A 17,301-nucleotide genomic window follows, 5' to 3' on the forward strand; every position below is an offset into this window, starting at 1 on the left:
GGCCCTTTGGGCCGGCGCTCCTTGGGGTGGTGCGCCTAGTTTGCCTCTAGTCCTGACCTTGCATGGATAAAGCGCCCCGCTCAGAGGGCAGCAGCGCCGGCCCCCGGTCCGGCGCGCGCCCTTTGTTGGTGCGGGGTGTGAGGGGGCCTGGCGGTGACCTGTGGTCTGTTGCACCGAAGGCGTCTCTGGATGACACGGTATGAAATACCGGGCTCTCGGTAATTCGGCGCCCACCCAAAAGGTCAGGCGTCAGCGGACCCGAGAACGATGTTCCGGCGCGTCGAATTACGCCGCCCCCGCACCATCCGAAACCCTCACCCCCCAAACGAACCACGCCGGGCCACCCCTCCCAGGCCGGCCCGTCGCCATACTCTAAACCCCCGCGGGATCACCCCCGCGGCAGCCTCACTTGTTCTTGTCCCACCACCAGACGTCGGTCTGCCAGGTGAACCAATCGCCGTAGATCGGCACCGTCTCGGGGTAGCTCAGCTCCTTGGCATGGGCGATGCGGCTGACGTTCCACTGGTAGACCGGGATCACGTAGCGCCCCGTGGTCAGCACCCGGTCGAGCGCCTGGGTCGCGGCGATGAAATCATCGGTCGAGCCGGCGTTCAGCATCTCGTCGATCAGCCCGTCGACCGCGGCGCTTTTCACGCCCATGAGGTTGCGCGAGCCCTCCTGGTCGGCCGCCTCGGCGCCGAAATAGAGCTTCTGCTCGTTGCCGGGCGAGAGCGACAGGCCGCGCTGGTAATAGGCCATGTCGAAGTCGAAGGCATTGAGCCGCTCGGTGTGCTGGGCGGGGTCGATCGCGGTGATCTTCGGCGTGATGCCCATGCGCTCGAGCGCCTGGACGTAGATGTCGATCACCGCCTGGTTCTCCTGGCTGCCCTGGGCGAGCAGGATCTCGAAGGTGAAGGGCTGGCCGTCGGGGCCGGTCATCACGCCGTCCTCGATGGTATAGCCCGCCTCTTCCATGAGCCCGATGGCCTTGCGGATATTGCCGCGGTTGCGCGCCGAGCCGTCGCCCTTGGGCAGCTCATAGCCCTCGAGCGCGCCGGGCAGGAGCTCATCCGCATAGGGTTCGAGATACTCCCGCACCCGGCCCTCGGCGGGCCCCGGGGTCATGCCCAGGATCGAGTTCGAGAAATAGGAGGTGATGCGCTCCTGCCGGCCGCCGGTCATGGCGTCGTTGATGAACTCGAAGTTGAAGGCATGCAGCATGGCCGAGCGCACCCGCCAGTCGTCGAACTGGTCGCGGCGGGTGTTCATCACGAAGCCGATCATGCCCGAGGGGCGCTGGTGCGGGATCACCGATTTCACGATCTCGCCGCGCTCGACGGCGGGGAAGTCGTATTGCGTCTCCCATTTGTCGGCGTTGGTCTCGCGGTGGGAGTTGATGATGCCGCCCTTCAGCGCCTCGAACATCGCCTGGGCGTCGCCGAAGAACTCCATGCGGATCTCGTCGAGATTGGCCTGGCCGTTCATGAAGGGCAGGTCGTCGCCCCAGTAGTCGCGGTTGCGGGTCAGGGTGACATGCCGCCCCGCCTCGAAATCCGAGACCACATAGGGCGCGGTGCCGAGTGGGATGGTGTCGAGCCCCGATTCGGTGAACTCGGCCTCCGCCCATTGCGCCTTCTTCAGGATCGGGCGCAGCCCGAGGATCAGGGGCAGCTCGCGGTCCTCGACGTTGAAGGTGAAGCGCAGCGAGCGCGGGCCGGTCTGCTCCATGGTCTCGACCTTGGCCCAGGCGCCGCGGTAGCGCGGGTGGCCCTCGGTGCCGAGCGTCTCGTAGGACCACATGACATCCTCGACGGTGACCGGGCTGCCGTCCGAGAAGGCGGCCTCCTCGCGCAGGGTGAACTCCACCCAGGAGCGGTCCTCGGGCACCTCGATCGATTCGGCCAGCAGACCGTAGAGCGAGAAGGGCTCGTTCCAGTTCCGCCCCATCAGGCTCTCGTAGGCCAGGAAGCGCAGCGCCCAGGGGGTGGAGCCCTTGAGGATATGCGGGTTGAGGCTGTCGAAGCTGCCGACCTCGGCGGTGACGATGCGCCCGCCCTGGGGCGCCTCGGGGTTGGCATAGGGCAGGGCCACAAAATCCGGTGGGAGCGCGGGATCGCCATACATAGCGATGCCATGCTGCGGCTCGGCAAAGGCCGGCCCGGCCAGCTCGGCGAGAAGCGCCAGCGCCGCGCCCCGGGCGAATTTGTGGAAGTGAAGTGCTGCCATGATCTGCCCGGTCCTTTTCTGCCCGCGTGCTTGTGATGCAAAAGTAACGGGGGGCCGGAGGGTTATCAAACTTTTAGCTTGGCAGTCAGGTCATTCTCGCTTATCACTAAGGCACTGCTCGATAGGTTTCTTGCCTGTATGAAACCTGCCTCAATAACTGAACGCCGGCCTCGTGCCGGCGTTTTTTTTGGTCGCACGCTTCCCCGGCGGGTGGAAGCCGCCCCCGGTCTCGGGTGATAGTCTCGCAGTTGCAGCATCGCGCCGGCACGCCCGGCGCCGCGAGAGAGCAGGAGAGACCTACCAGATGAACCTCAAGGGCAAGACCGCCGTCATCACCGGCTCCAATTCCGGCATCGGGCTGGGCGTCGCGCGGGCGCTGGCGGGCGCCGGCGCCGACGTGGTGCTGAACTCCTTCACCGATCGGGACGAGGACCACAAGCTGGCCGAGGAGATCGGCGCCGAGTTCGGCGTCACCGCGCGCTACATCTCGGCCGACATGTCGAAGGGCGAGGACTGCCGCCGGCTGATCGAGGAGGCCGGGGCCTGCGACATCCTGGTCAATAACGCCGGCATCCAGCATGTCGCGCCGATCGACGAGTTCCCGGTCGAGAAATGGGACGCGATCATCGCGATCAACATGTCCTCGGCCTTCCATTGCACCGCCGCGGCGCTGCCCTTGATGCGCAAGGCGGGCTGGGGCCGGGTGGTCAACGTGGCCTCGGCCCATGGGCTGACCGCCTCGCCCTACAAATCCGCCTATATCGCGGCCAAGCACGGGGTGGTGGGCATGACCAAGACCGTCGCGCTCGAGACCGCGCGCGAGCCGATCACCGCCAATGCGATCTGCCCGGGCTACGTGCGCACGCCGTTGGTCGAGGCGCAGATCCCCGACACCGCGAAGAAATACGACATGACCGAGGAGGAGGTGACCGAGAAGGTCATCCTCGACCGCCAGCCTTCGAAGGAGTTCGCCACGGTCGACCAGATCGGCGGCACCGCCGTGTTCCTCTGCTCGCCGGCGGCGGACCAGATCACCGGGACGACGATCTCGGTCGACGGGGGCTGGACGGCCTTGTGAGCAGGGGCGTGCCGGTGAGGGTTTGCCGGTTGTTTTGTTGGTGACTGGTCGCTGATCTGAGTGTCGGCCCCGCCCAAGTGGCGGGGCCGTCTTGTCTGGCAGGCCGATCGTGCCGATCGGCCCGCGGGCGAGGGCGCTGCCCTCGCGCTCCCGGAGTATTTTGGGCCCGGCCATGCCTCAAGGGGTGGCGCTTCTTGAGGGGGGGCGCCCAGGCGCTGTGAGGGTGGAGGCGTCAGCTTTCGCCGGCGGCGCGGGCTTCGGGCGGGAGGGTCTGCCACCAGTCTGCGTAGCTGGAGTTCTGCGGGTGTTTGCCGCCTTCGTCGGGGGCGCCGTCCTGCCACCAGACCGGACCGCGTTCGCCGAGCGCGCGTTTGGCGGCATCGACGGCGGCGCGGGCCTCGGTCTCTGCCTCGGGGGTCTGCGCCTGGCCCACGGCGCGCCGGGCCTGCATCAGGCGTTTGACTTCCGCGCGGCGGGCGGTCTCGTCGAGGCCGGGGTTGGTTTTGCGCCAGAGCCGCGATTTGGCGACGAAATAGCGCCCGTCGGGGGTGTCCGGGTGCGCCTTGCGCGCCATCAGGCGGCGTCGTCCTCGGCCTGCTGGCGGTGCCAGAGCTGGGCGTAGCGCCCGCCCTCATCGAGGAGCGCGGCATGGCTGCCTTCCTCGATCACCTGGCCCTCCTGCAGGACCACGATCCGGTCGGCATCGGCGATGGTCGAAAGCCTATGCGCGATGGTCAGCACGGTGCGGCCTTCGCCGGCGCGGGCGAGCGCGCCCTGGATGCCGGCCTCGGTGTCGGTGTCGAGCGCCGAGGTGGCCTCGTCCAGGAGCAGGATCGGCGGGTTCTTCAGGAGCGTCCGGGCGATGCCCACGCGCTGCTTCTCGCCGCCCGAGAGCTTCAGCCCGCGCTCGCCCACCTGGGTGTCGTAGCCCTGGGGCAGGGAGAGGATGAAGTCGTGGATCTGCGCGGCGCGGGCGGCCTCGATCACCTCGGCCTCGCTGGCCTCTTCGCGGCCGTAGGCGATGTTGTAGCGGATCGTGTCGTTGAAGAGCACCGTGTCCTGGGGGACCACGCCGATGGCGCCATGCAGGCTGTCGAGGGTCAGATCGCGCAGGTCCTGCCCGTCGATGCGGATTGCCCCGCCGGTGACGTCGTAGAAGCGGAAGAGCAGCCGCCCGATGGTGGATTTGCCCGAGCCCGAGGGGCCGACCAGCGCCACGCTTTCGCCCGCGCCCACCGTGATCGAGACACCCTTCAGGATGTCGCGGTCGCCGTCGTAGGAAAAGCGCACGTCCTCGAAGCTGACCGCGCCGCCTTTCACCGCGAGGGGGCGGGCGTCGGGGGCCTCGGAGACATCGGCGGGCTGTTCCAGCAGGTCGAACATCTCGCCCATGTCGACCAGCGCCTGGCGGATCTCGCGGTAGACCGTGCCGAGGAAGTTCAGGGGCGTGATGATCTGGATCATATAGGCGTTGACCATGACGAAATCGCCCACGGTCATGGCGCCGGCGGCGACGCCCCTTGCGGCCATGACCATGACCAGCACCAGCCCGGTGGTGATGATCAGCGCCTGGCCGAAGTTCAGGAAGGCCAGCGAGGTGGCGGTCTTCACCGCGGCGCGCTCGTAGCCCTCCATGGCGCCGTCGTAGCGCCGGGCCTCGCGGTCCTCGGCGCCGAAGTATTTCACCGTCTCGTAATTCAGGAGCGAATCGATCGCCTTCTGGTTCGCGTCGGTGTCCTGGTCGTTCATCTGGCGGCGCAGCTTCACCCGCCATTCGGTCACCTTGAAGGTGAACCAGACATAAGCCCCGATGGTGGCGGCCACGACCACCAGGTACCAGACGTCGAAGAGGAAGAGCAGCACCAGCCCGACCAGCGTCAGCTCGAGGATCAGCGGGCCGATGGAGAAGACCAGGAAGCGCAGCAGGAAGTCGACGCCCTTGACCCCGCGCTCGATGATCCGGCTGAGCCCGCCGGTGCGCCGGGTCAGGTGGTAGCGCAGCGAGAGCGCGTGGATGTGGCGGAAGGTGTCGAGGGCGAGCTTCCTCAGCGCGTTCTGCCCGACCCTGGCGAAGACCGCGTCGCGGAGCTGCTGGAAGCCGGTGTTGAGCAGCCGCGACATACCGTAGGCCACGGTCAGCGCCACCGCGCCCGCGCCGAGCGTCCAGGCGGCACTGGGCTCGTTCGAGAGCGCGTCGACGGCGGCCTTGTAGAAGAAGGGCGTGACCACGGCGATCAGCTTGGCCAGCACCAGGAGCCCCAGCGCCACCGAGACGCGGCGCTTCACCCAGGGCTTGTCGGCGGGCCAGAGATGCGGCGCCGCCTTGCGGATGGTGCGCAGCCCCGAGCGGCGTTCCTCGCGGGCGATCTGACGGGCCTCGGGGCCGGCTTCGGCACGGGCGTCGCTGGGCATCGTCTCTCCTGTCACGCTCTTGGCGACGGCTTAATCCCTGACGGCCCGGGATGCCAGAGGGGCGGCGTTCACTCGGCGGCGCGCAAGGGCGTGGCGCGGGCCTCGGCGGGGACGGGGGCGGCCTCTTCCCAGAGGATCGTCGGCGCGCGCACCCCCCGGGCCTCGCGGTTGAGCGCCCAGTCGCGGGCGACCCGGCTCGAGCGGCCCATGGAGAGCCGCGCGAAGGCGCGGGCGATCCAGCGGGCATAGGTGGTCACCCAGACCCGCAGCGCCAGCATCGAGGGCGTGAAGAGCAGCGTCAGGAAGGTCGCGATGCCGAGCCCGAAGACCACCGCGGTGGCAAGCTGCTTCCACCAGAGCGCGGTCGGGCTGTCGATCGAATAGCCGCCGCCGAAGAAGTCGAGCGAGAGGCCGAACATCATCGGCGCGAGGCCCGCCATGGTGGTGATCGTGGTCAGGAGCACCGGGCGGATGCGGTCCTCGGCGGTCCGGATGATCGCCTGGGTGCGCGGCATGTATCGCTCGTATTCCTGGTAGGTGTCGATCAGCACGATGTTGTTGTTCACCACGATTCCCGCGAGTGCGACGATCCCGGTGCCGGTCATGATGATCGAGAAGGTCTGGTCCATGACCAGCATGCCGATCAGCACCCCGGTGGTGGACAAGACCACCGCCAGCAGCACCAGCACGGCGTTGTAGAAGGAATTGAACTGCGCCAGCAGGATGATGAACATCAGCCCGAGCGCCGCCGCGAAGGCCTGGCCGAGGAAGGCCTGGCTTTCGGCCTGGTCCTCCTGGTCGCCGGTCCATTCCCAGTCGAGCCCCGGGGCCAGCGGGTTGGCCTCGAGCCAGGCGGTCAGCGTGGCGATGCGCTCGTTGGGGGTGACCGGCACGAGGCTCAGATCGCCGGCCTGGAGCGCGTCGGAAACCGCCTCGGGCGAGGTCTCGGCGCCAATGTCGAGGACCGCGTAACGCGCGCCGCCCTGGGCCGCCACCACGGGGGCGCCCTCGGCGCTGGCCGCGCCCTCGAGGAGGCGCAGCGTGGCCTCGGTGGTGCCCTGGGGGCCCGGGGTGACGGCCTTGAAGAGGTTCGGCGCCACATCTGCCTTCACGTCGAAATAGCGCTTCTGCCCGACGCGGCTGATCTCGGCGAGCTTGGCGACGGGCTCGCGGGTGGTGAAGTTGGACAGCGGGATCAGCCCTTCGGCGGTGCGCACCTTCAGCGTGTCGAGGGTCGAGAGAACCCGGTCCTCCTCGGGCAGGCGCACGCGGATGTCGATCTCCTCGTCGGAGCTGTCGACCCGCATGGTGTCGAGCAGGAGCCCCCGGGTCACGAGCTGCACCATGGCGCCCACGGTGGCCACATCGGCGCCGTAGCGGCCGGCCTTCTCGACGTCGACGTCGATCTGCCAGTCGATGCCGGGCAGGGGGCGGCTGTCCTCGATCAGGCGCAGGCCCGGGGTGGCGTCGAACTGGCCGCGGACGCGGGTCGCGGCCTCCAGAAGGTCGGTCCAGCTGTCGCCGCTGATGCGCAGATGCACGGGCTTGGCCGAGGCCGGGCCCATGGCGAGGTTCAGCACCTCGGTCTGGATGCCGGGGATGACCTCCAGCGCCTCGGAAAGCTCCGCGATGACCCGGTCGCCGTCGAGCGATGGGTCGTCCTTGCGGTCCTCCCAGGGGATGGTCTCGAACTGGATCTGGCCGATGGTGTCCTTGGGCGCCTCGGCGCCGCCGGTGTTCGAGGTCAACCCGCCGTCGCCGGCGAAGGCGAAGGCGTTGCGGGTGCCGGGATGGGCCATGACGATGGCCTCGGCGCGGCGCACCAGCGCGTCCTTCTCGGCGAGGCTCAGGTTGCCGCGGGCGCGGACGTAGAGGAGCGCCTGCTCGGGCTCGCTCTCGACGAAGAATTCCACGCCGTTGTTGTTCTCGCCGAAGTAGCTGAAGGTCGAGACCACGAAGAAGCCGACCGTGGCGATGGCGACGATCGGGCCCACCGGGTTGGCGACGATGGCCGCGACGAACCAGCCGAAGGGCGAGCGGCGGTAGCCCGCGCGGACGCGCTTCTGCTGGCGGCGGATCGCGGCGGCGTCGAGGACGATGGAGGCGGCCACCGCCGAGAGGACGAAGACCACGGCACCCGGCAGACGGCCGGCCCAGCCCTCGGCCACCGGCGGGAAGAGATAGGCCGGGTTCAGCACCATCATGGCGCCGAGGAACAGCCCGAAAAGGACCACCGGCACCAGTGCGGCACGCACCACCCAGGGCAGGGCGGCGCGCAGTCCCTGGCTGGCGTTCTCCAGCGTGCGCGAGAAGCGGCCCGTGACCCCGCCCATGACCGGCAGGTAGACCAGCGCCACGACCAGCGAGGCCGAAAGGACGAAGATCAGCGTCACCGGCAGCATGCCCATGAACTCGCCCGGCACGCCGGGCCAGAAGAGCATCGGCAGGAAGGCGCAGAGCGTCGTCGCCGTGGAGGAGACCACCGGCCAGAACATGCGCTTGGCGGCCTCGACATAGGCGCGCATCGGGCCCGAGCCCTCGGAGATGCGCTTGTCGGCGTATTCGACCACCACGATGGCGCCGTCGACCAGCATGCCGACCGCGAGGATCAGCCCGAACATCACGATGTTGGAGACCGCGACCCCCATGACGGCGAGCAGCACGAAGCACAGAAGGAAGGAGGTCGGAATGGCGAAACCCACCAGGAAGGCGGGCCGGGTGCCGAGCGCGGCCAGCACCACGATCATCACCAGCGCGATGGCGGTCAGCACCGAACCCTCGAGCTGGCTGACCATGGAGGCCACCTGCCGCGACTGGTCGTTCGAGGTGCCAAGGTCCACCGCGGCGCGCAGCTCGTCGGGCCAGCCGGCCTCGGCATCGGCGATGACCGCCTCGACCTGGTCGACGGTGTCGATGATGTTGAAGCCCTTGCGCTTGACCACCTGCAGCGCGACCGAAGGCTGGCCGTCGAAGCGCGCCGTGGAGGTGCGGTCCTCGAAGGTGAGGTTGATCGTGGCCAGGTCGCCCAGCGTCACCACCCGGTCGCCGTTCACCTTCACCGGCAGGTCGTAGACGTCGCGGGCGTCGTCGAAGCTCGAGGGGATCTTCACCGCGAAGGCGCCGGTCTCGGTCTCGACCTCGCCCGCGGCGATCAGCTGGTTGTTGTTCTGCACCACGTTGATCAGGTCGCCCGCGGTGACGTTGTAGCTTTCGAGCTTCAGCGGGTCGATGATCACCTCGAGCATCTCGTCGCGGTTACCCGCGATGGCGGCCTCGAGGATCGGGTCCAGCGCCTCGAGCCGGTCCTGCAGGTCCTGCGCCACGCGCACGATGGTGCGTTCGGGCAGGTCGCCGGTGAGGTTCACGATGACGATGGGGAATTCCGAGAAGTTGATCTCGTTGATCGAATACTGCTCGGCGCCGGCCGGGAACTTGGCCTCGGCGTTGGACATGGCGTCGCGCACATCGGCCATGATCTGGGTCTTGTTCCAGCCGAACTCGAACTCCAGCGCCACGCCGGCATAACCCTCGGCGGCGGTGGCCGACATCCGGTCGAGCCCGTCGAGATCGGCCAGCTCGGTCTCCATCGGCTTCACCAGCAGCGTCTCGGCGTCCTCGGCGGAGATGCCGGGGAAGGGCACGGAGACGAAGAGCGCCGGGATCTCGATGTCCGGCTCGCCCTCTTTCGGCAGGGTGATATAGGCGAAGGCGCCGACGGCCAGCGACAGGGCGATGAAGGCCAGCACCATCCGGGCGCGGCCGGCGGCCCAGTCGACGATTCCCGTCATTGCAGGATCTCCTCGTAGGAGGGTGCCACGGGCACGCCGTCGGTCACGTATTCCTGCCCCAGAAGGATCACGTCGACCTCATCGGGCAGCCCGCCGACGAAGATGCCGCGGGCGGTGTCGCGCAGGATCTCGACCGGCAGGAAGAGCGCGGTCCGCTCCTCGGTGACGGTGCGCACGCCGATCTGGCCTTCGTCGTTCAGCGTCAGCGCCGATTGCGGCAAGAGATGCGCGGGCTCGCCCTCGGCCTCGATCACGATCTCGGCGGTCTGCCCGGCGGAGATGGCCAGGCCCGCGTTGTCGGCGGTGACCTCGACGCGGAAGGTGCGGGTCACCGGATCGGCGGAGCGCGACACGAAGGTCACCCGGCCCGCGATCTCGCCGCCCTCGGTCAGCCGCGCACCGGCGGGAGCACCGACCTCGATGCGGCCAACCTCGGTTTCGGGGACGAAGCCCACCAGCTTGATCGGGTCGAGCTGCAGGATCGTGGCGCAGGGCGCGCCGCCCATGCCGCCCGATTGCATCAGCGCGCCAAGCTCGGCGGTGTCGCTTTCCAGAAGGCCCGCGAAGGGCGCCTTGATGGTGGTCTTGGCCAGTTCGTCCTCGGCGCGGGCCACGGCGGCCTCGGCGCTTTCGATCGCGGCCTTGGTGCTTTCCACCCCGGCGCGGGCGCTTTCGAGCCCGGCGCGGGCCGAGCTGACCGCCGCTTCCGCCGAACGCACCCCCGCGGTGGTCGCCGCAACCCGGGTGTCGGAGGCGAAGCCGCTTTCCGACAGGCGGTTGGCGGCATTGGCGTTGATATTGGCTTCCTCGAGCGCGGCTTCGGCCTCGGCGACCCGGGCCTCGGCCTCGGGGATGCGGGCCTCGGCCTCGGGCACGCGCGAGCGCGCATCGGCGAGCGAGGCCTCGGCCTCGGCCAGGGAAACCTCGCGGGTGCCGGGGTCGAGCACGCAGAGCGCCTCACCGGCCTCGACGAAGGCGCCCTTGCGCAGCGGGTCCGAGATCACCCGGCCAGTGGTCTCGGCCATGACCTCGACCATGCGGGCGGCCTCGGTCTCGCCGCGCAGAAGCACCTGGGCGTCAATCTCCTGGGCGGTGCTGGCGCGCGCCATGACCTTCACCGCGCCTTTGGCCTCGGCCTCGGGTTCGGGCGCGGGCTCCGGCGTGGCCTCGGCGGCGGTCTCCTCGGGGGCGGAGGGCGCCTCGCCCGAGAGCGCCGAAGGCGCGATGTCGCGGGCAAAGTTCAGAAGGCGGTCCCGTTCGATGACGATGCCATAAAGCGCGGCAGCGACGAGGAGCGCGGTCAGGAGGGGCAAGAGGCGCATCGGGTCGTCCTGGATCTCGGCAGGCGCCGGGGGCGCACCGCCTGTGGTTGGCAACGTCTGCGTGAGATACGCTGAACCGTTCCGTTTAGATTAAGTGTCGCGCCATTGGCCTTCAAGTCAGAGGCCCCACCATGCAAGGCGCAAAATGCCGCCCACCCCCGGGTTTTGCGCGCTCTGTCGCGGGAAAAGCACGAAAATCGGGCAAATCGCCCCCGGGCGGCCCGCTTGTGAGGCCCGGAAGCTGCGTGTAAGAGGGGCCGAAACGCGGGCGAGCAGGGAGCCGGCCTTGAGCAATACCGACACCGACAGCTTCATCAACGAAGTGACCGAGGAAGTCCGCCGCGACCGGCTTTACGGCTATCTGCGGCGCTACGGCTGGATCGCGGTCCTCGTGGTCCTTCTGATCGTCGGCGGCGCGGCCTGGCGGGAATACCAGGCGGCCACCGCCCGCGCCGAGGCGCAGGGCTTCGGCTCGGCGATCCTCGCCGCGCTCGAGGCCGAGGAGCTGGCCGACCGCCGTGCGGCCTTGTCCGAGATCACCCCGCCGAACGACAGCGCGGCCGCCATGCTGCGCCTGATCGAGGCCGGCCAGAGCGCCGAGGCGGGCGAAAGCGACGCCGCCGTCGCGGCGCTGGAACAGGTCGCCACCAACGGCGAGGTGGCCGAGATCTACCGCAACATCGCGAGCTTCAAGGCGCTGACCGAGGGCGCGGCCACCATGGCCCCCGAGGAGCGCCGCCAGGGCTTCGAGGCGCTGTCCCAGCCCGGTAACCCGCTGAGACTGCTGGCCAGCGAGCAGCTCGCGCTGATCGAGATCGAGACCGGCAACCGCGAGGCGGCGCTTGAGCGGCTGACCGCGATCCTGTCGGATTCGGAGGTGACGCAGGGCTTGCGCCAGCGGGCGTCTCAGTTGATTGTTGCGCTCGGCGGAGAGCTGCAGACCGGCTGATCCCGGCGCGCCCCAAGGGGCAGGGACGGCACGACGAACACGGGCGAACGGGGGCGATAGCGTGCGGAACGGGACGATACTGGCAGGGCTCGCGGGCCTGACGCTGCTTGCGGCCTGCGGCGGACCGGAGGCGATCCTTCCGGGCGAACGCATGGGCCTGCGCGAGGTGCTCACCACCGAGGGCGCGGCCGATCCCTATCGCTACGCCGAGACCGAGAACCAGAGCCTGCCCGCGGCGCTGCCCGCCGCGCAGCGCAACGGCCAATGGGCGCAAAGCCCGGTCACCCAGGCCCTGCGGACCACCCATGCGGACCTGTCGCTGCCGGTCGCGCCGCTCTGGTCGGCGAACATCGGCGACGGCGACGGCCGCAAGGTCCGGCTGAACGTCGACCCGGTGACCGATGGCCGGGCGATCTACACGATGTCCTCGGATTTCACCGTCACCGCCACCACGCCCGACGGCGCCCAGGCCTGGAGCCATTCGGTCGTGCCGCCGCGCGACGGCGCGCGCCAGGCCCAGGGCGGCGGGCTCGCGGTGGCCGACGGGGTGCTCTACGTCTCCTCGGGCTTCGGCGTCCTGACCGCGCTCGATGCCTCGAGCGGCGCGCCGATCTGGCGCCAGGAGCTCGACGCCACGGCGACCGGGGCGCCCACCGTCTCGGGCGGGCTGGTCTATGTGACCTCGAGCGACAACATCGCCTGGGCCATCGAGACCGGCAACGGCCGCGTGCGCTGGCAGTTCGACGGGGCCGCGGGCGACGTGAACAACGTCGCGGGCGCGCCGGCCCCGGCGCTTGGCGGCGACCGGGTGATCTTCTCCTTCGGCGCGGGCACCATGCAGTCGACCTTCCAGCAGGGCGGGCTGTCGCTCTGGTCGGCGGACCTCGCCGGGCGGCGCACGGGCCGGGCGCTTTCCACCGTGGACGACATCTCGGGCGACCCGCTGATCGCCGGCGAGACCGTCTATGCGGGCAGCCACTCCGGGCGCTTCGCGGCCTTCGATCTCTATTCCGGCGAGCGCCGCTGGACCGTGCCCATGGGCGCCTTCGACATGCCCTGGGCCGCGGGCGGCTCGGTCTATGTGGTCTCCGACCTGCACGAGCTGGTGCGCATCGACGCCGAGACCGGCGAGCGCATCTGGGCGGTGGAACTGCCCGGCTGGGTCGAGAGCCGCCGCCCCATGCGGCGCCGCGACCGGGCCTATGCCAACCACGGGCCGATCCTCGTGGGCGGCCACCTGGCCGTGGCCTCCTCGGACGGGCTGATCCGGTTCTTCCGGCCCTCGGACGGGGCGCTGGCGGGCTCGGTGGAGGTGCCGGGCGGGGCGACCACGCGGCCGATCGTGGCCAATGGCACGCTTTACGTCGTCTCCAAGCGCGGCCGGCTGCACGCCTTCCGCTGAGGCCCCTTTTCACGGCAGGACAAATGGATTAGGTCGCGTGGCTCTGACGCGATCCGAAAGGCCGGTGCGCCCATGTCCTTCAAACTAGCCATTGTCGGCCGCCCCAACGTGGGCAAGTCCACGCTGTTCAACCGCCTGGTGGGCAAGCGGCTGGCGCTTGTCGACGACCAGCCGGGGGTGACCCGCGACCTGCGCGAAGGCGAGGCGCGGCTGGGCGACCTGAACTTCACCGTGGTCGATACCGCGGGGCTCGAGGATGCCACCGACGACTCGCTCGAGGGGCGGATGCGGCGGCTGACCGAACGCGCCGTGGACGAGGCCGACGTCTGCCTCTTCATGGTCGACGCGCGGACCGGCATCACCCCCACCGACGAGATCTTCGCCGACATCCTGCGCAAGCGCGCGGGCGAGGTGATCCTGGTCGCCAACAAGGCCGAGGGCCGCGCCGCCGAGGCCGGCGTGATCGAGGCCTGGAACCTCGGGCTCGGCGAGCCGCTGGCGCTGTCCTCGGAACACGGCGAGGGCATGCCGGACCTCTATTCCGCGCTGCTGCCGATCTCGGACCGCTTCGCCGAGGTCGAGGCCGAGGCCGAGGCGGCCATGCCCGAGCTGAGCCTGCCGGTCTCCGAGGAGGCCGACGAGGCCATGCCCGTGCCGACCGAGGAAAAGCCCCTGCAGGTCGCCGTGGTGGGCCGCCCGAACGCCGGCAAGTCGACGCTGATCAACGCGCTTCTGGGCGAGGACCGGCTGCTCACCGGCCCCGAGGCGGGCATCACCCGCGACGCGATCTCGCTCAGCCTCGACTGGGGCGGTACGCCGACGCGGATCTTCGACACCGCGGGCATGCGCAAGAAGTCCAAGGTGCAGGACAAGCTCGAGCGGATGTCGGTCTCCGACGGGCTGCGCGCGGTCAAGTTCGCCGAGGTCGTGGTGGTCCTGCTCGACGCCGCGATCCCCTTCGAACAGCAGGACCTGCGCATCGCCGACCTGGCCGAACGCGAAGGCCGCGCGGTGGTCGTGGCGGTGAACAAATGGGACCTCGAGCCCGAGAAGAACGCCAAGCTGTCCTCCCTGCGCGAGGCCTTCGAGCGGCTCCTGCCGCAGCTTCGCGGCGCGCCCCTCGTGACCGTCTCGGCCAAGACCGGGCGCGGCCTCGACCGGCTTCAGGCGGCGGTGATCCGCGCCCATGAGGTCTGGAACCGCCGGGTGCCGACGGCGCAGCTCAACCGCTGGCTCGGCGCCATGGTCGAGGCCCATCCGCCGCCCGCGCCGCAGGGCCGCCGGATCAAGCTGCGCTACATGACCCAGGCCAAGACCCGGCCGCCGCATTTCGTGGTGATGTGCTCGCATCCCGACCGCATCCCCGACAGCTACACGCGCTACCTGGTGAACGGGCTGCGCGCGGATTTCGACATGCCCGGCACGCCGATCCGGCTGGTGATGCGCGGACAGGGCGACAAGAACCCCTACCGGGCGCGGCGTCAGAAGAACGCCGGCGCGCTGAAGAAGCACCTGAAGAAGAACACCGGCTAGGCGGCTTGCGCCGCGCAGGGAAAGCGCGCCGGACCAAGGGGCTGGCGCGCGTTCCTCGCGCGATGGCTCAATTGTCCGGCGGGATCAGCCCGAGGCCGCGCAGGTAGACGCCGATGCCGGTCTCGAGCAGCTGGTCGGCCGGAAAGGGCGACTTGTTGCCCGGCGAGTTCCGCGCGAAGAGCTCCACCACCCCGTGGCACATCGCCCAGATATGGGCCGAGAACATCTGCGCCGGCGGGCGCCGGTCCTCGGGGATGTGCTTGGAAAGATCCGCCGCCGCGCGTTCCAAGACCGACCAGGCGCGGTTGGCGACGCTGGCAAGCGCGGGACTGTGGTTCACCGAGACCCCGGATTCGAACATCGCGATGTAATGGCCCGGGTAGCGCCGCGCGAAGGCCAAATATGCCTCGCCGGTGGCCTCGAAGGCCGCCAGCGCCGAGGGCTGGCGCGACTCGTAGGCGTATTCCATGACGTCGACGAAGATCTCGTAGCCCTGCCGGGCGGCCTCGGCGATCAGCGCCTCGCGGCCGTCGAAATGCCGGTAGATCGCCGCCGGGGTCACGCCCGCGCGCTTGGCCGCCTCCGACAGGGTAAAGCCGGTGGGGCCGCGCTCCTCGATCAGCTCCAGCGCCGCGTCGATCAGCGCCTGCTTGAGGTTGCCGTGATGATAGCCGCGTTTAGACATGCCAGATGTCGCGCCCTCCGCAGATCGCGCCGTCGGGCGTGCCCAGGGCGTCGGGGTCCTTCTGATCGTAGTCGAGCCCGGCCAGCACGTGCCGGATCGCGGCGAGCCGCGCGCGGCGCTTGTCGTCGCTGCGGATCACCGTCCAGGGGGCATGCGGGCTGTCGGAACGCTCCAGCGTCTCGCCGATGGAGGCGCCATAGGCGTCCCATTTCTTCAGGCCCTCGACGTCGATCCAGGACAGCTTCCAGTGTTTCAAGGGATCGCCCTCGCGGGCGAGGAAGCGGCGCAGCTGCTCGGCCCGGCCGACGTTCAGCCAGAACTTGGTGAGCCGGATGCCGTCGTTGACCAGCATCCGCTCGAAATCCGTGACCTGGGCGAAGAAGAGCTCGCGCTCCTCTGGCGTGCAGAAGCCGAAGACATGTTCGACCACGCCGCGGTTGTACCAGGAGCGGTCGAAGAAGACGATCTCGCCCGCGGCGGGCAGATGCTGGATGTAGCGCTGGAAATACCACTGCGAGGCCTCGGTGTCCGAGGGTTTCGGCAGGGCCGCCACCCGCGCGCCGCGGGGGTTCAGGTTCTCGCGGAAGCGCTTGATCGTGCCGCCTTTTCCCGCCGCGTCCCGGCCCTCGAAGACCACCACGACCCGCGCGCCCGTGGATTTCACCCAGGCCTGCATCTTCACCAGCTCGATCTGCAGCGCGGCGAGCTGGGCCTCGTAGGCGTCGCGGCCCATCCGACGGGCATGCGGATAGTCGGGATCGAGCATGTCCTTGCGGTCGGCCCCGGCGATGGCGCGGCGGATCTCTTCGGGGGCGCCGTCTTGGTAGAAGGCGCTGATGGCGCCGTCGAAGGGCTTGGACATGGCGGGTTCCTCGCGGGCCTCGGGGTCTCGCGAATATGGGATGTGAAAAGGATTAACGCAAACGCTCAGCGCAGCCCGGCGCGGGCCGCGGCGCGGTCGATGGCGGCGCGGACCTCGCCCGGGGCCCAGTGGTGCGGCATGTGGCCGATGCCCTCGACCAGGGTCAGATTGCCGTTGGGAACCAGGGACATGAGCGGTTCGGCATGGACCTGCGGGGGGACCACCTCGTCCTCGGCGCCATGCAGGATCTCGATCGGCACGGTGACCTCGCGGTAGCGCGGCGCCATCTCCGAGACGGCGGCATGCAGCGTGTTCACCTGCCGCGCGTTGGCGCGGATCGCGCCCAGCTCCAGCGTCAGCCCGGGGCCCACGTAATCGAGGTAACCTTCGGGGATCGGCTGCGGCTCGAAGATCGCCTCGGTCACCGTCTCGATGCGCCCGCGCGTGGCGAAGGGCCGGGCGATATAAGGCACGATGGCCCCGCCGACCGCCGAGCCCAGCACCCGGTATTGCGGGCCAAGCCCGCCCGACCAGGGGATCGTCGCCCCCGAGACCACCACCAGCGCCGCCGGATCGTGACGCAGCCCCCAGGCCATGGCCACCGCGCCGCCGTAGGAATGGCCCAGCACGACCGGGCGCTCGACCCCGAGCTTGTCGGCGGCCTCCTTCAGCATGGCGGCCTGCTCGAAGGGCGTCTCGGCCTCGGTGGTGAAGGCGCCCGCGACCTCGGGGCTGGCGCGGTCGGTATAGCCCAGCCCGGGGCGGTCGAAGATGATCACGCGGTAGTCGTCCTTCACCTCCTCGAGGAAAGAGAAGGTGAAATCCCGCACGTTGCCGCTGGCGCCGTGGATCAGCACGAGGTCCGGGCCCTCGCCGGTCACGAAGGCATGCACCCGCCGCCCGTCGTCGAGCGTCACGAAGCGCCCGATCGGCGGCCAGGTCTCCTGCGTCTTGGGCGACCGCGCGGTGCCGAGCCCGCCCGCCGCGCAGCCCGCCAGCGCCACCAGCCCGAACGCCAGTGCCAGTTTTCCCATCATCGCCACG

General features: G+C 69.5%; 12 protein-coding genes. 4 read left to right on the forward strand and 8 right to left on the reverse strand.

What is annotated here, in order from left to right:
• Window positions 1–405: 405 nt before the first annotated feature.
• Window positions 406–2,226 (reverse strand): extracellular solute-binding protein, encoded by a 1,821-nt coding sequence (locus tag ACX938_RS17380; RefSeq protein WP_459431985.1) that lies wholly within the window; start codon window positions 2,224–2,226, stop codon window positions 406–408.
• A gap of 304 nt (window positions 2,227–2,530) precedes the next feature.
• Between ACX938_RS17380 and ACX938_RS17385 the strand changes: the two genes are divergently transcribed.
• Entirely contained in the window at window positions 2,531–3,304 is a 774-nt protein-coding gene (locus ACX938_RS17385) for a 3-hydroxybutyrate dehydrogenase (RefSeq protein WP_232753038.1), read from the forward strand.
• A gap of 232 nt (window positions 3,305–3,536) precedes the next feature.
• On the opposite strand, the gene ACX938_RS17390 is transcribed toward ACX938_RS17385, so the two are convergent.
• From ACX938_RS17390 to ACX938_RS17405, 4 genes are all read right to left on the reverse strand, one after another.
• A complete protein-coding gene (locus ACX938_RS17390) occupies window positions 3,537–3,878 on the reverse strand; it encodes a hypothetical protein (RefSeq protein ID WP_459431986.1) in 342 nt (113 codons plus the stop codon).
• Window positions 3,878–5,716 carry an ABCB family ABC transporter ATP-binding protein/permease gene (locus ACX938_RS17395; RefSeq protein ID WP_459431987.1) on the reverse strand — a complete coding sequence of 613 codons (1,839 nt, stop codon included), beginning with the start codon at window positions 5,714–5,716 and terminating at the stop codon, window positions 3,878–3,880. Before ACX938_RS17395 ends, ACX938_RS17390 begins: the two co-directional genes overlap by 1 nt.
• 68 nt (window positions 5,717–5,784) lie before the next feature.
• A complete protein-coding gene (locus tag ACX938_RS17400; RefSeq protein ID WP_459431988.1) occupies window positions 5,785–9,504 on the reverse strand; it encodes an efflux RND transporter permease subunit in 3,720 nt (1,239 codons plus the stop codon).
• Window positions 9,501–10,826, reverse strand: a complete 1,326-nt coding sequence (locus tag ACX938_RS17405) for an efflux RND transporter periplasmic adaptor subunit (RefSeq protein ID WP_459431989.1) — start codon at window positions 10,824–10,826, stop codon at window positions 9,501–9,503. The genes ACX938_RS17400 and ACX938_RS17405 overlap by 4 nt, the downstream gene beginning before the upstream one ends.
• Window positions 10,827–11,112: 286 nt before the next feature.
• Between ACX938_RS17405 and ACX938_RS17410 the strand changes: the two genes are divergently transcribed.
• The 3 genes from ACX938_RS17410 to der all read left to right on the forward strand — a co-directional run bounded on the left by ACX938_RS17410 (window position 11,113) and on the right by der (window position 14,710).
• On the forward strand, window positions 11,113–11,775 hold the full coding sequence (locus ACX938_RS17410) for a tetratricopeptide repeat protein (RefSeq protein ID WP_459431990.1): 663 nt from the start codon (window positions 11,113–11,115) through the stop codon (window positions 11,773–11,775).
• Between the two features lie 61 nt (window positions 11,776–11,836).
• The gene (locus ACX938_RS17415) at window positions 11,837–13,177 is read left to right on the forward strand and encodes an outer membrane protein assembly factor BamB family protein (protein WP_459431991.1); all 1,341 of its coding nucleotides are present in this window, start codon (window positions 11,837–11,839) and stop codon (window positions 13,175–13,177) included.
• 72 nt (window positions 13,178–13,249) lie between these two features.
• The gene (gene der, locus ACX938_RS17420; RefSeq protein WP_459431992.1) at window positions 13,250–14,710 is read left to right on the forward strand and encodes a ribosome biogenesis GTPase Der; all 1,461 of its coding nucleotides are present in this window, start codon (window positions 13,250–13,252) and stop codon (window positions 14,708–14,710) included.
• A 67-nt stretch (window positions 14,711–14,777) separates the two neighbouring features.
• Here the strand turns inward: der and ACX938_RS17425 are convergent, their stop codons facing one another.
• The 3 genes from ACX938_RS17425 to ACX938_RS17435 form a co-directional block, all read right to left on the reverse strand.
• Complete coding sequence (locus ACX938_RS17425; RefSeq protein ID WP_232753030.1) at window positions 14,778–15,395, reverse strand: TetR/AcrR family transcriptional regulator; 618 nt, start codon at window positions 15,393–15,395, stop codon at window positions 14,778–14,780.
• Window positions 15,388–16,257: a polyphosphate kinase 2 gene (gene ppk2, locus ACX938_RS17430; protein WP_459431993.1), complete on the reverse strand. Its 870-nt coding sequence runs from the start codon at window positions 16,255–16,257 to the stop codon at window positions 15,388–15,390. Before ppk2 ends, ACX938_RS17425 begins: the two co-directional genes overlap by 8 nt.
• Window positions 16,258–16,322: 65 nt before the next feature.
• A complete protein-coding gene (locus ACX938_RS17435) occupies window positions 16,323–17,294 on the reverse strand; it encodes an alpha/beta fold hydrolase (protein WP_459432000.1) in 972 nt (323 codons plus the stop codon).
• Window positions 17,295–17,301 lie beyond the last annotated feature (7 nt).

It is taken from the genome of Roseivivax sp., from assembly GCF_054552075.1.

Coding starts and splice junctions, on each gene's coding strand:
- ACX938_RS17380 (WP_459431985.1), bottom strand. CDS start 2,226: ATGGCAGCACTTCACTTCCACAAATTCGCCCGGGGCGCGGCGCTGGCG.
- ACX938_RS17385 (WP_232753038.1), top strand. CDS start 2,531: ATGAACCTCAAGGGCAAGACCGCCGTCATCACCGGCTCCAATTCCGGC.
- ACX938_RS17390 (WP_459431986.1), bottom strand. CDS start 3,878: ATGGCGCGCAAGGCGCACCCGGACACCCCCGACGGGCGCTATTTCGTC.
- ACX938_RS17395 (WP_459431987.1), bottom strand. CDS start 5,716: ATGCCCAGCGACGCCCGTGCCGAAGCCGGCCCCGAGGCCCGTCAGATC.
- ACX938_RS17400 (WP_459431988.1), bottom strand. CDS start 9,504: ATGACGGGAATCGTCGACTGGGCCGCCGGCCGCGCCCGGATGGTGCTG.
- ACX938_RS17405 (WP_459431989.1), bottom strand. CDS start 10,826: ATGCGCCTCTTGCCCCTCCTGACCGCGCTCCTCGTCGCTGCCGCGCTT.
- der (WP_459431992.1), top strand. CDS start 13,250: ATGTCCTTCAAACTAGCCATTGTCGGCCGCCCCAACGTGGGCAAGTCC.
- ACX938_RS17425 (WP_232753030.1), bottom strand. CDS start 15,395: ATGTCTAAACGCGGCTATCATCACGGCAACCTCAAGCAGGCGCTGATC.
- ppk2 (WP_459431993.1), bottom strand. CDS start 16,257: ATGTCCAAGCCCTTCGACGGCGCCATCAGCGCCTTCTACCAAGACGGC.
- ACX938_RS17435 (WP_459432000.1), bottom strand. CDS start 17,294: ATGATGGGAAAACTGGCACTGGCGTTCGGGCTGGTGGCGCTGGCGGGC.